10 protein-coding genes are annotated in these 13,256 nt (G+C 71.8%); 8 read left to right on the top strand and 2 right to left on the bottom strand.

The window, feature by feature from the left end; all coding sequences use genetic code 11:
• Window positions 1-81: 81 nt before the first annotated feature.
• Entirely contained in the window at window positions 82-1,347 is a 1,266-nt protein-coding gene (locus ACTOQ2_RS27820) for an MFS transporter (RefSeq protein ID WP_440103472.1), read from the top strand.
• Window positions 1,301-1,891, top strand: a complete 591-nt coding sequence (thpR, locus tag ACTOQ2_RS27815) for an RNA 2',3'-cyclic phosphodiesterase (RefSeq protein ID WP_440103470.1) — start codon at window positions 1,301-1,303, stop codon at window positions 1,889-1,891. Before ACTOQ2_RS27820 ends, thpR begins: the two co-directional genes overlap by 47 nt.
• Before the next feature lie 133 nt (window positions 1,892-2,024).
• Here the strand turns inward: thpR and ACTOQ2_RS27810 are convergent, their stop codons facing one another.
• Window positions 2,025-2,993, bottom strand: a complete 969-nt coding sequence (locus ACTOQ2_RS27810; protein ID WP_440103468.1) for an aldo/keto reductase — start codon at window positions 2,991-2,993, stop codon at window positions 2,025-2,027.
• Window positions 2,994-3,112: 119 nt separating this feature from the next.
• On the opposite strand from ACTOQ2_RS27810, the gene ACTOQ2_RS27805 reads away from it, so the two are divergent.
• Both ACTOQ2_RS27805 and ACTOQ2_RS27800 read left to right on the top strand, forming a co-directional pair.
• Window positions 3,113-4,285: a hypothetical protein gene (locus ACTOQ2_RS27805; RefSeq protein ID WP_440103467.1), complete on the top strand. Its 1,173-nt coding sequence runs from the start codon at window positions 3,113-3,115 to the stop codon at window positions 4,283-4,285.
• 104 nt (window positions 4,286-4,389) lie between these two features.
• Entirely contained in the window at window positions 4,390-7,908 is a 3,519-nt protein-coding gene (locus ACTOQ2_RS27800) for an SCO7613 C-terminal domain-containing membrane protein (RefSeq protein ID WP_440103465.1), read from the top strand.
• Window positions 7,909-7,957: 49 nt separating this feature from the next.
• Here ACTOQ2_RS27800 and ACTOQ2_RS27795 read toward each other — a convergent pair whose 3' ends face one another.
• Window positions 7,958-8,380 (bottom strand): STAS domain-containing protein, encoded by a 423-nt coding sequence (locus ACTOQ2_RS27795; RefSeq protein ID WP_440103464.1) that lies wholly within the window; start codon window positions 8,378-8,380, stop codon window positions 7,958-7,960.
• Between the two features lie 318 nt (window positions 8,381-8,698).
• Here ACTOQ2_RS27795 and ACTOQ2_RS27790 point away from each other — a divergent pair, with 318 nt between their 5' ends.
• The 4 genes from ACTOQ2_RS27790 to ACTOQ2_RS27775 all read left to right on the top strand — a co-directional run bounded on the left by ACTOQ2_RS27790 (window position 8,699) and on the right by ACTOQ2_RS27775 (window position 13,196).
• The gene (locus ACTOQ2_RS27790; RefSeq protein ID WP_440103463.1) at window positions 8,699-9,712 is read left to right on the top strand and encodes an NAD-dependent epimerase/dehydratase family protein; all 1,014 of its coding nucleotides are present in this window, start codon (window positions 8,699-8,701) and stop codon (window positions 9,710-9,712) included.
• Between the two features lie 163 nt (window positions 9,713-9,875).
• Window positions 9,876-11,066 (top strand): L-2-hydroxyglutarate oxidase, encoded by a 1,191-nt coding sequence (gene lhgO, locus ACTOQ2_RS27785; RefSeq protein WP_440103461.1) that lies wholly within the window; start codon window positions 9,876-9,878, stop codon window positions 11,064-11,066.
• Window positions 11,067-11,100: 34 nt separating this feature from the next.
• The gene (locus ACTOQ2_RS27780) at window positions 11,101-11,808 is read left to right on the top strand and encodes a response regulator transcription factor (protein ID WP_362841158.1); all 708 of its coding nucleotides are present in this window, start codon (window positions 11,101-11,103) and stop codon (window positions 11,806-11,808) included.
• Window positions 11,808-13,196 (top strand): HAMP domain-containing sensor histidine kinase, encoded by a 1,389-nt coding sequence (locus tag ACTOQ2_RS27775; RefSeq protein WP_440103500.1) that lies wholly within the window; start codon window positions 11,808-11,810, stop codon window positions 13,194-13,196. Before ACTOQ2_RS27780 ends, ACTOQ2_RS27775 begins: the two co-directional genes overlap by 1 nt.
• Window positions 13,197-13,256: the final 60 nt, after the last annotated feature.

Here is a 13,256-nt window from a genome sequence, read left to right as displayed (position 1 = left end):
GCCGCGAGAGCCGCGAGAGCCGCGAGAGCCACAGCCACCGCGAACGAGTTCCAGGCCACGGAGAGCGGGACGGCCCAGCCCGTGCCCGAGACGCGGGGCGGGATGTTCCGGTCCCTGCGCGTCTACAACTACCGGCTGTTCGCGGCCGGAGGCGTGGTCTCCAACGTCGGCTCGTGGATGCAGCGCACCGCGCAGGACCTGCTGGTGCTCGACCTGACGAACGGCAGCGCCTTCGCGCTGGGCGTGACCGTCATGCTGCAGTTCCTGCCGTTGCTGCTCTTCGGACTCTGGGGCGGCATGCTCGCCGACCGCTATCCCAAGCGGCAACTGCTGATCGTCGCCCAGTCGCTCATGGGCCTGCTGGCGCTCACCATGGGCGTGCTCGTCGTGACCGGCTCGGCCCGGGTCTGGCAGGTGTTCGTGATGGCGTTCCTGCTCGGCCTCATCGCCTGCGTCGAGGTGCCGACCCGGCAGTCGTTCGTCGTGGAGATGGTCGGCCGCAAGGACCTGTCCAACGCGATCGCGCTGAACGCGTCGAGTTTCAACCTGGCCCGCGTGGTCGGTCCGGCCGTCGCGGGTGTCCTGATCTACGCGTTCGGCGGCACCGGCCCGATCTTCCTGATCAACGCGCTGTCCTTCGCGGGCGTGCTCGCCGGCCTGATGCTCATGCGCACCTCCGAGCTGACCACCCCGGAGCCGGTGCCGAGGGCCAAGGGGCAGCTCCGCGAGGGTCTGCGCTACGTGATGGTGCGGCCCGAGCTGCTCATGCCGATACTGCTGATCGCCTTCGTCTCGCTGTTCACGCAGTCGTTCTCGATGTCGATCGCGCTCATGGCCCGCCAGGTCTTCGGGGCGGGCGCGGCCTCGTTCGGGCTGGCCTCCAGCATGTTCGCGGTCGGCGCGCTGGCGGGCGCGCTCATGGCGGCGCGGCGGGTACGGCCCAGCCGGCGGTTGCTGGTCGGCGGCGCGGTCGCGTTCGGCCTGTTCCAGATCGTCAGCGGCCTGGCGCCGTGGTACCCCCTCTACCTGGTCTCCCTCGTGCCCGCCGGCATCGCGTTGATCTCGGTGAACACCGCGGCCAACGCCAGCGTGCAGCTCGCCACCTCGCCGGAGATGCGCGGCCGGGTGATGGGGATCTACGTGCTCGTGTTCACCGGGGGCGCCCCCTTCGGCGCGCTGCTGCTCGGCTGGATCTCCGAGCTGGGCGGCCCGCGTGCGGGGGTCCTGGTGGGCGGCGCTCTCACCCTGATCGGCTCCGGTGTGGCCATAATGCTGACAAAGGTGATCAGCAGGAGGTCGCATGCGGCTGTTCGTGGGGTTGCTGCCGCCGCCACCGGCGCGCGATGAGCTCATCCTCGCCCTCGAAGCCCACCGGCCGCGCTGGCCGGGGCTCCGCTGGCTGGACCCGGCGAGCTGGCATGTGACGCTGTCGTTCCTCGGGGAGGTGCCCGACCGGGTGCTGCCCGAGCTGCGGGCGCGGCTCGCCGACGCCGCCACGCGCCACCCGCCGATGACGCTGTCCCTCACCGGTGCCGGGGCGTTTCCCTCGGCGGGCCGGGCGCGGGTCTTCCTGACCGGTCTGGGGGGCGACCGCGCCGGCCTCGCCCGCCTCGCCGTCCAGGTGGGGGCCGGGGCGCTGGAGGCCGGAGCCGGGCAGACGGACCGCCGGCGGTTCACGCCGCACCTGAGCCTGGCCCGGTGCCGCGCCGACACGGACGTGAGCGCCCTGGTCGAGGCGTTCGGGGCGTTCTCAGGAGCCGCGTGGGAGGCGGGGACGGTGCACCTGATGCGGAGCGACTTCGGGGGCGTGACCACCGGCGGGGGCGGGGCTCGTTACGAGACGGTCGAGGAATGGCATCTGACGGCCCCGGCACCCCGTGGGCAGAGCTAGGCTCCAGGACGTGGATCGTCCCCGTCGCTGGCTGCTGCCCACGGTGCTCGCACTGCTCGTGCTCCTCGTGGTGATCGGCGCCCTCGTGTCCTAGCCGCCCGGCGGCCGTCTTCCAGCCGCCCGGCGCCACCGTTCACCAGGCGTAGTGCTCGGGCGCCGTCTTGAAGCCGGGGAAGATCTCGTCCAGGCGGGCCAGGGCCTTCTCGTCCAGAACGATCTCCAGTGCCCTGGTGACGCCGTCGAGCTGGTCGAGCGTGCGCGGCCCGATGATCGGCGCGGTGACGATCTTCTGGTGGAGCAGCCACGCCAGGCCGACGTTCGCCGGATCCTCGCCCAGCTCGTCGCAGAACTCCTCGTAGCGCTCGATCTTGTCGCGGTGCTTGTCCAGCTGCTTGGTGATCTGCTCCGAGGCCGAACGCCCCTTGTCGATCTTCCGGAGGATGCCGCCGAGCAGGCCGCCCGCGAGCGGGCTCCACGGGATCAGGCCCACCCCGTAGTCCTCGGCCGCCGGGATCACCTCGAGCTCCGGTGCGCGGACGACCAGGTTGTAGTGGGACTGCTCGGAGACCAGGCCGACGCTGTTGCGGCGCCGCGCGCTCTCCTGGGCCTTGGCGATGTGCCAGCCCGCGAAGTTGGACGACCCGACGTACAGGATCTTGCCCTGCTGCTTGAGGATGTCCATGGCCTCCCAGAACTCGTCGAACGGGGTGTTCCGGTCGACGTGATGCGCCTGGTAGAGGTCGATGTGGTCGGTCTGCATCCGCTTCAGCGACGCGTCGGCGGCGCGGCGGATGTTGAGCGCGGACAGCTGGCCCTCGTTGGGCCAGTCCCCCATCGAGCCGTAGAGCTTCGTGGCGATCACCGTCTTCTCGCGGCGCCCGCCCCCCTTGGCGAACCAGCGGCCGATGATCTGCTCGGTGATGCCCTCGCCCTTCTTCCAGCCGTAGACGTTGGCGGTGTCGAAGAAGTTGATCCCCAGCTCATGGGCGTGGTCCATGATCGCGAAAGAGTCTTCCTCCGTGGTCAAGGGGCCGAAGTTCATCGTGCCCAGGCAAAGGCGGCTGACCTTCAGGCCGGTACGGCCAAGCTGCGTGTAATCCATGCCCTTCACACTAGGTACCTGGAGCGCACTCCAGGCGAGCGGATTCGCGAGGAAATCCGCGTCGGCCGGACCCGCCACGTCGGTGACGCCCGCGCGTACCGCCGGGGCATGATGGCTGAATGCTGAGTAAGGCGGGGGAAGTCCTGGTTCGCGTGTTCGCGGTGGCCGGCCTGGCCACGGCCGCGGTCCTCGCGGGACAGGGCGCGTGGGCGGGCGAGGGGCAGGGAGTCCGGGGGGACGCGGGAGACGGTACGCGGGCGAGGGCGGCACGAGAGGCGGCGCACGGGGTACCGGCGGGTACCGGGCGGGCGGACGGCGGGGAGCGGATCCTCTTCCGCTTCAAGGACAGCCGGATCACCGAGTCGAGCGGGCTGGCGGTCTCACCGACCGGCAAGGACGTCTACTACACCCACAACGACAGCTCCGCGGGGCCGGTCTTCTTCGCGGTCGGTCCCGACGGGCGGACCCGCGCGACCTTCACCCTGCGGGGGGCGGCCTCCCGCGACTGGGAGGGCATGGCGGCCTCCACCGATCCGCGTACCGGGCGGGGAGTGCTCTGGTTCGCCGACATCGGCGACAACCTCGAGGGGGCATGGCCCGACATCTCCGTGTACAAGGTGGCGGAGCCCGCCACGCTGAGCGACGCCGTCGTCCCCGCCGTGCGCTACCGGTTCCGCTACGAGGACGGCGGCCACAACGCGGAGGGCATCATGGTGCACCCCCGTACCGGTCGCCTCCACATCGTGACCAAGCAGTTCGCCGGTGCCGTCTACCAGGCTCCGAAGCGGCTGCGCACCGACAGGGTCAACGTGCTCCGCAAGGTCGGCTCCGCGCCCATCATGGCCACCGACGCCGCCTACGCCCCCGACGGGTCGAGCTTCGTCATCCGTACCTACTTCTCCGCCACGGTCTACCGCGCACCGGGAGAGCAGATCGCCCGGGTGACGATGCCGGAGCTGCGGCAGGCCGAGTCGATCACCTACACGCGCGACGGCAGGTACCTGCTGACCGGCAGCGAGGGAAGCCGCAGCCCGGTCTACCGGGTGCCACTGCCCGCGAGGATCCTCGACGCGGCGGCTCCCGAGCCCACGTCCGCCCGGCGCCAGGCGGCTCCCACCCCGGCCTCCGGTGTCACCGGCGCTCCGGAGCCCACGCCGGTCGCCGGGGTGAAGGCCGAGGAGGACGGCACCGGCGCGGACACGGGGGTGCCGACCTTGGCCGTGCTCCTCTGGCTGGCCATCGCCGCGGGCGCCATCGGCGCCATCACCCTGATCGCCCGCAGGACCCGCTGAACCCGCAGAACCCGCAGAGGTACTCAGACCCGCTGAGATACTCAGACCCGGTTGAGTGATCCGACGCAAGCGGACGGCAAGCCGCTTGCGCCATCCTTCGGACCATGCATGACGAGAACCCGGCGTCGAGCCCCCGCTCCTCCTCGCCGGTGGGCTGTCCTGAGTGCTCGGACCCCCTCGCGGGGACGCACGAGCGCTGCCCGCGCTGCGCGCTGCCCCTGAGGGGGCCGGTGGCGGCCGAGCTGTGGCGGCTCGACGGTGCCCTCGCGGGACTGCGCGCCCGCGAGGCGGAACTTCTCATCCGGCGCGGTCACCTGCTCGGCCTGCTCAGGCAGGAACGAGCCGGGCAGGAACCGGCCGAACGGGAGCGAGCCGAACGGGAGCGAGCCGGACAGGAAGGAACCGGACAGGAACCGGCCGGACGGGAGCAGGCCGGGAAGGAACCGGCCGGGCAGGAGCGGGCCGGGCAGGAGCGGGCACACCTGACCGGTGGCAGACCCGCCGGGCCGCCGGAGACGGTGCCCGAGCCCGCCGGGCGGCCGAAGGCGGTGCCCGAGCCGGGAAAGGACTTCTCGCCCCGGGCGGTGCAGAACCTGCTGCTCGGCCTCGGCGGGCTGCTGCTGGCCGTCGCGGCCGTGGTGTTCACGGTGGTCAGCTGGGGGAGCATGGGCCTCGGCGGCCGGGCGGCGATCCTGGTCGCCGTCACCGGGCTGACCTTCGCCGCGCCGGCGCTCCTGGTGAGGCGCGGGCTCGTCACCACCGCCGAGACCATCGCGATGCTCGGCGCGGCGCTGCTCTTCCTGGACGGCTACGCGGCCCGGCGGACGGGGCTGGCCGGGGCCGACGGCATGGCCGTACTCCATTACGCCGCCCTGCTGTTCGCCCTGGTCGCGCTCGCCATGGTGGGCTACTCGCGGCTCCTCCCGCTGCGACTGCCGCTGCCCCTCGCGATCGTCCTCGCCCAGTTCCCGCTCCCGCTGCTCGCTCTCGGCGAGACGACGCCGTGGATCACCGCCGCGCTCGCCGCCACGGCCGCCGCCGACGCCGTGTTCCTGGTGTTCCCGGTGTTCCCGGCGTTCCTGGCGTTCCACGTGGCGGGCCGGACTTCCGCGCCCGGCGGCCGCGGGCCGCTGAGGACGGTCGCGGTCTGTTTCGGCGTGGTGTGGGGGCTGGGGGTGTGCCACGGCCTCCTGGAATCATTCCCGAAGAAGACGCCGGGCACGTTCCCCGGCAGCGGTCCGGCGGCCGGTTCGCTCGGGGACGCCCTGTTGCTGGTCACGCTGGCGGTGATCGGGCTCGCGGTCGCGCGGAGGACACGGAACACGGACCGCCTCTGGGTCGTCACCGGCGTCTCGGCGCTCACGCTGACGGCGGGACTGGCGGCCCCCGCCTGGCCACTGCCGCTGACCTGGTGGGCCGTACCGTACACGGTGGCGGCCCTGGTCACCGTGGCGGTCATGCTGTACGCGCCCGGCCTGGACGAGCCGCGGATCCGCTCGTCCGGTGCCGTCTCCGCCGGGGTGCTGGCGGTGCTCACCGCACTGCCTTTCGCGAACGATGTGATCTTCACCCTGGTCGCCCCGTTCAACCGGCTCGGCGATGTGTGGTCGGGATCTCCGGGCTTCGCCGATGCCCGGCTGATCGCGCCGTTCCCGCAGTTCCCGGTCGTGTCGGGGCTGCTGGCCGTCGCCTCGGCACTGGCGGCCGCCCGGGGGCGGGCCTCCATGGGGTTCGCCGCGCTCGCCGCCGGGACGCTCGCGGTGGCCGTCGCCCCCGTCGCCTTCGGCTGGGGGCACGGCGTGGACCTCGTGGTCCTGTCGGCGCTGGCCGTCGTCCTCGTGACCGGCATGACCCTGGCCGGCCGGCCGCGGTGGGCGGGGGCCCTCTCGATCGCCGCCGGCGCGGTGTCCGCGGTGGCGACGGCCACCGCGCTCGCCGAGCGGTCCAGCACGTACGCGACGCTCGGCGTCCTGCTCGTCGCGTGGGGCGCGGCGGCGTTCGTGGCCCGGGTACGCGAGGCGGCGGCGGTCTCGCTGGTCGCCGGTGTGCTCTCGGCGACCGGCCTGATGTGGGCGGTCTCCACCGGGACCCGGTGGCTTCCGGCGGGTGACGGCCTGTCCCTGTCCCTGGCCGCCGGTGCGGTGCTCGCGGCGCTTGTCGCGCTGCGCGGCGGCTCACCGGCCAGGCCCTCGCCCGAGGGTGCGCCGGGGGAGACCGAGGGCGCGCCGGGGGAGAACGGTGATCTCCGGCGGTCCGCCGGGCTGGTGCTGAGCGTCGTGCTGGCGGTGCTCGCGGTCGTCTCCGCGCACGCCGCCGTCACCGCGATCCTCGGTTTCCACCGCCCCCTCGTACGGCCGTGGACGGCCGCGACAGGCCCCGCGGGCGGCCATCCGCCGCTCGCGGTGGTGGTCGGTCTCGTCGCCGCGGCGGCGGTGCTGGTCTCCTGGCAGGTCGCGCGGCGCAGGGGCGCGACCAGGGCGGCGCTGCTCGCCTGGCCCGCGGTGGTGGTGGCACTGCCGGTGTCGGTCGCCCTGCCGTACGGGGTGGAGCTGGGGCTGTTCGTCGCCGGTACCGTCCCGACGGCGTGGATGGCGGCGCGGAGCCGCGCGAACGCGGTCTTCGGCGGGGTGGCGGCGCTGTGGACCGCCTTCGTCGCGATCTCCTGGGCCCTCATGAGCGAGCCCGCGACCCTGCTCGTCCTTCCCGCCGTGGCGATGATCGCCGTGGCGGTCGTGCTGGGTGACCAGGCGAGGGCGAGGGCGAGGGGAAGGGGAAGGGCCGGGGCGGGGGCGGCGGTCGCGTTCGGGGAACGGGCGGTGGCGCCGGTCGCGGCGGGGCTGGCGGCGCTGCTGGCGGGCGGGGAGGCGCTGGCGGCCGGGCTGGCGCTGGACTGGCCGGTACGGCACGCGGCGTTCGGCCCGCTCGTCGTGGCCTGCGCGGCGGCGGCCGTGGCGGGCCGGTTCAGGAGGGCGACGTTCGCGGTCTGCGTGGAGGCGGCGGGTTACGTCCTCGCGGGAGCGGGCCTGCCGCTCGCCTCGGCCGACCTGCCGCCGGCGAGCCTGGCGTGCGCCGTGACGGGCGTGCTGATGGCCGGTACGGCGCTGCGGCCCGATCGCCGATGGGCAGGATACGTCGGAACGGGCTTCCTGCTGCTGGCCTCCTGGCTACGGCTGCTCGCCTCCGACATCAGCGTGATCGAGGCGTACACGGTCCCGTTCTCGCTGGTGCTGCTGGCGTTCGGCTGGTGGAGGGCGCGCGGAGGGGAGACGTCGTCCTGGGTCGCCTACGGTCCCGGGCTCGTCTCCAGCCTGGTACCCAGCATGTTCGCGCTGCTCACCGGCTCGGGCTGGCTCCGGCCGCTGCTGCTCGGCGTGGTCTCGCTGGCCGTGCTGCTGGCCGGTGCCCGGTTCCGGCTCCAGGCCCCGGCGGTCCTGGGCGGGCTGACCCTGGCCGTCGTCGCCCTGCACGAGCTGGCGCCGTGGATCGCGGAGGTGGTCGTGCTGGTGCCCCGATGGGTGCCGATGGCGCTGGGCGGGGTGCTGCTCGTGGTCGTCGGCGCGACCTACGAGGCGCGCCTGCGGGACGTGCGGCGCCTGCGGGGCGCGGTCGGCCGGATGCGCTGACCGTTCCCGAGGTCGCTTCTCCGGGTCGCTTCCCGAGGTCGCTCAGGGCTCAGCCGGGGGACTGCAGGTCGCGGCGGGCGGCGTGTTCGAGAGACGCCGCCACGTCGGGGTCGACGGGGAACCAGGTTAGGAGACTGGTCACCTGCAGAAGGCGTTTGAGGACATCCGATACCCCGGCGAGGCGCAGCCATCCGCCCGCCTCCGAGGTCACCCGCGCGCCGCTGAGAAGTATCCGCAGCCCTGTGGAGTCGCAGAAGGTGATGCCTCCGGCGTCGATGACGATCCGCGGGCGGTAGTCGGAGACCAGTTGTTCGATGGTCTCTCTGAGCAGCTCACTGGAATTACGGTCGATGTCACCCGTGACAGTGATCACGGTGCAGTCAACGTGCCCGTGGTGGTCGACGCCGATGGAGAGTTCTCTGCTCATCGCCTCGTATCTCCACCCGGTGACGCGGTCGGTTTCGGCCGCCATCCGGCCTGATCAAGGTATACCCCTCCGTGACACCGGGGTGGGCGACGGACGGGAGACATGTGCGTAACGGCTGTGGACGCCCGCCGCTCCGGGAGCCCGTGCGGGCGCGATCTCAGATGCAATCCCAGATGCGATCTCATACGTGATCCCGGGCGTGATCTCATACCGAAAATGAATGACCGCATTACTCTTTACTGCCCCGACATATTCACGTATTCCTCGACCGGCCTGGACGTGTTTCCCGCATAGGCAATGACGGTTAAGAACAAGGCCGGTTATCCCTTCTCTTGCGGTGAGGATTGCCGCTAACTTTCGAGCATGCGCGTTCTGATAACCGGGGCATCAGGTTTCGTCGGCTCGCATGCGGTCGCCGCGCTCCTCGCAGACGGGCATGAGCCGCTTCTTCTCATACGTAATCCAGAGAAAACACGCGAGGTGCTGGCCGCCATCGGGGTGACGGGGGCGATTCCCCTGCACCGGGCCGATATCCGAGACGCGGCGGCCGTGCGGGAGGGGCTCGAACAGTGCGACGCCGTCATTCACGCCGCCGCGGAAATCGGGGTGATCGGCCGGGCCGATGACCTGAACGGTACGAATGTGACCGGGGTCAGGAACGTCCTCGGGCAGGCCGTCGAACTCGGTCTCGACCCCATAGTGCACGTCTCCAGCGTCGGCGTCTTCGTGCCCCCCTCCGGACCGGTGATCACGACCGAGAGCCCGCTCTCCACGCCCAGGAACGGATACGGCAGAAGCAAGATCTCCGCCGAGCGCTACGCCAGGCGGCTGCAGGAGCAGGGGATGCCGATCACGATCGTCTATCCGGCCGGGGTCACCGGGCCGTACCAGCCCTCGCTGGACGCGATGGTGGAAGGGCTGCGCGCCGGCCTGGAACAGGGCTGGCCGATCACCGCGGGCGGCGTCAACATCGTCGACGTACGGGATCTGGCCGTCGTGCTCGCCCGCTGCCTCGAACCGGGGCGCGGGCCACGCCGGTTCATGCTGGGCGGGCACTACCTCACCTGGGCGCAGCTCGCCGACGTCTGCGACGAGTTGACGGGAAACCGCGGCCGGAGGTTCAGGATCCACCGGTCGGTGTTGCGCGGCGCGGCGGCCGTGGGCGACGTGATGAAGCTGATCAAGGAGATCGACTACCCGCTGACCAGGGACGCCGTCGAGATGATGGTCACGATGGTCCGCACGTACGACACCCCGACCCTGGAGGCGCTCGGCGTGGGCCTGCGGCCGGTCCGGGAGACCATCGCCGACTCGCTGCGCTGGCTGGCACAGGAAGGACATCTCACCACCGGCAAGGCCGGGAGATTGGCGGGATAATGTCACGCGGTGACACGCTTCCCACCCTGGCGGAATCGAGCACCTCGGACCACGCCATGATCACCTTCAGGGAAAGCCGCCTCGCAGGAGAACACCCTCGCAGGCGGGCGGCCCTGTGAGGCGGCCTCGCACGAGGCAGGCAACGAGCAGGGAGGAGCCGGCGATGAAGGTCGGGATCGTCGGTGCGGGGATCGTCGGGCTGGCCGTGGCCAGGGAGACGGCGCTGACCCACGGGGCCACCGTGACCGTCCTCGACAAGGAGGACCGCGTCGGGGCCCACCAGACCGGGCACAACAGCGGTGTCGTCCACGCCGGGATCTACTACCGTCCGGGCTCGCTCAAGGCCACGCTCTGCAGGGAGGGCGTGGCGATGCTCAGGCAGTACTGCGCCGAGCACCGCATCCCGTACGACGAGGTCGGCAAGCTCGTCGTCGCCTCCACCGGACCCGAGCGGCCCGAGCTGCGCAGGATCGCCGAGCGGGCCCGCGCGAACGGGGTTCCCGGCATCGCCGAGCTCGACGCGCTGGCCCTGCGCGAGATCGAGCCGCACGCCGTCGGCGTGGGCGCCGTGCACTCCCCGCACACCGCGATCGCCGACTTCCCCGCCGTCGCCCGGCGCCTCGCCCTGGACGTGGAGGAGAGCGGCGGCTCGGTGCTGCTGTCCCACCCGGTGCGCGCCGTACGGGAGACCGCGGGCGGGGTGAGCGTCCTGGCGGGGGAGCGGACGCTGAGGTTCGACCGGGTGATTGTTTGTGCCGGGCTCGGCACCGACACCGTCGCGCGGATGGCGGGGATTCCCGGCGACGTACGGATCGTCCCCTTCCGCGGCGAGTACTACGCGCTGGCCGGGGAGGCGAAGAACCTGGTCCGCGGGCTCATCTACCCGGTTCCCGACCCCCGCTACCCGTTCCTCGGCGTGCACCTGACCCGCAGGATCGACGGCGAGGTGCTGGTCGGCCCCAACGCGGTCATGGCGCTGGCGCTGGAGGGCTACTCCTGGCGGAACGTCGACCTCGCCGACCTGGGCCGGATCCTGGCCTGGCGGGGCACCCGCCGCCTCGCCGCCAGGCACTGGCGGACCGGGATCAGGGAGGTGGCCGGTTCGATGGGTAAAGGATCCTTCCTGCGGGCCGCGCGCCGCTACGTCCCGGCCCTGACCGGCGCCGACCTGGTCAGGACCGCCGGAGGCGTCCGCGCACAGGCTGTGGACGGGCGGGGCGGCATGCTGGACGACTTCGCTATCGACGTGCACGGCCGCGTCGCCCTCGTGCGCAACGCCCCCTCACCGGCGGCCACGTCAAGTTTGGCGATTGCCAGGCATATTGTGGGGTTAGCCTCAGTGTTGACCAGTTAACTGCTTTCTCATGTGGGCCGGTGAAAATAAACCAGTGACCGACTCACCCGAGGCCCGCCTGCTGATCGTCGAGGACGAGCCCAACATCCTCGAGCTTCTGGCCGCGAGCCTGAGGTTCGCCGGGTTCGGTGTCAACACGGCGGGCAACGGCACGGACGCCGTCGCCGCCGTCCAACGGCACCGGCCCGACCTCATCGTGCTCGACGTGATGCTCCCCGACATGGACGGCTTCGACGTCGTACGGCGCCTGCGCGGCGGCGGCAGCGACACGCCGGTGGTCTTCCTCACCGCGCGTGACGCCACCGAGGACAAGATTCGCGGGCTGACCGTAGGCGGGGACGACTACGTGACCAAGCCGTTCAGCCTGGAGGAGGTCGTGGCCCGCATCCGGGCCGTGCTGCGCCGTACCGGCTCCGGCGACCTCGCGCCCCGGCCGCCCCGGCTCACCTTCGCCGACCTCGAACTCGACGAGGAGAGCCACGAGGTGTGGCGCGGGGGCAGGGCGGTGTCGCTGTCGCCGACGGAGTTCAAGCTCCTGCGCTACTTCATGGCGAACGCGGGGCGGGTGCTGTCCAAGGTCCAGATCCTCGACCACGTGTGGGACTACGACTTCAGGGGCGACGTCGGGATCGTGGAGTCCTACGTCTCCGTGCTCCGCCGCAAGATCGACAACGTCGAACCGAGGTTGATCCACACCCTGCGCGGCGTCGGATACGTGCTGCGCTTACCACCGGGCACGTGATGCTCAACGCGACTCCCCTGCGGGTGAAGCTGATCGGCGTCATCCTGGTCCTGCTGACGATCGCGCTCGCCCTCATCGGCATCGGCAGCGTCTCGATCATGCGCGGTTACCTGATCGACCGCGTCGACGGCCAGATCGACCTGACCACCGACTCCGCGCTGCGCCGCATGAACAACCGGGGATCTGTCGCGCTGGTCGGCAAGTCGATGCCGTCCGACGCCAGGCTGGAACTCCGCGGCAGGAACGGCAAGACCCTCGTCCTGCTCAGCGGCATCGACGTGGAGGGCAAGCCGGGGCCGGAAGTGCCCCCGGGACAGGGCGGCCACTCGTTCGAGAGCGGCGACTGGCGAGTCAGGGTGACCTCGCTGGACACCGGCGGAACCCTCATCGTGGCCGTGGACATGGGAGAGGTACGGCAGATCGTCGGCCAGCTCGCGCTGGTGGAGCTGCTCGGCGGGAGCGGCCTGGTGCTGATGCTCGCCGGGGCCGGTGTGGTGATCATCCGCAGGAGCCTGCGCCCGCTGGAGGAGATCGAGCGCACCGCGGAGGCCATCGCCGCCGGAGACCTGGGCCGCCGCGTCCCCGACGCCGACCCGCGCACCGAGGTGGGCCGCCTCGGCCGGTCACTGAACGGCATGCTCGCCCAGATCGAGACGGCCTTCCGCGCCCGTTCGGAGTCGGAGTCCTCGGCCCGCAGTTCGGAGGAGCGCATGCGCAGGTTCGTCGCGGACGCCTCGCACGAGCTGCGCACGCCACTGACCTCGATCCGGGGTTTCGCCGAGTTCTACCGGCAGGCGCCAGGCATCGACGCCGCGCCGCTGATGCGCCGGGTCGAGTCCGAGGCGGTCAGGATGGGCCTGCTCGTCGACGACCTGCTGATGCTGGCCCGGCTCGACCAGCAGCGGCCGATGGTCATGCGTCCGGTCGACCTGCTCGCCATCGCCGCCGACGCCGTCCACGACGCCCGCATCCTCGCCCCGGAACGCGAGGTCACGCTCTCGGTGGACGGTTCCGCGCTCATCGTCTCCGGCGACGAGGTACGGCTCCGCCAGGTCGTGGGCAACCTCATGACCAACGCGCTCACCCACACCCCCGAGGGCACCCCCGTACGGGTGGCCCTCTCCGGCGACGAGGGCATGGCCGTCATCGAGGTCGCCGACGACGGGCCCGGCCTCACCACCGAGCAGCGTGAACGCGTCTTCGAGCGGTTCTACCGCGCCGACTCCGCCCGGGGCCGGCGCGCCCCCGAGGACGGCGGCAGCGGTCTCGGCCTGGCCATCGTCGCCGCGATGGTCGAGGCGCACGGCGGCCGCGTCGCCGTGGAGTCGGAGCCCGGCAAGGGCTCGACGTTCCGGGTGATCCTCCCGCTTGCCCCCGAATCCGACTGAACCGCGCCCGCGGATCATCCGAACGGATCGCGTCTCCGGACCCGGCTGAACCCCGCCTCC

The sequence above is a fragment of the Streptosporangium sp. H16 genome (assembly GCF_051918855.1).
Classification (GTDB): Bacteria; Actinomycetota; Actinomycetes; order Streptosporangiales; family Streptosporangiaceae; genus Streptosporangium.
Note: the sequence above shows the minus strand (reverse complement) of the source record. Positions and strands in the feature narration are given on the sequence as shown.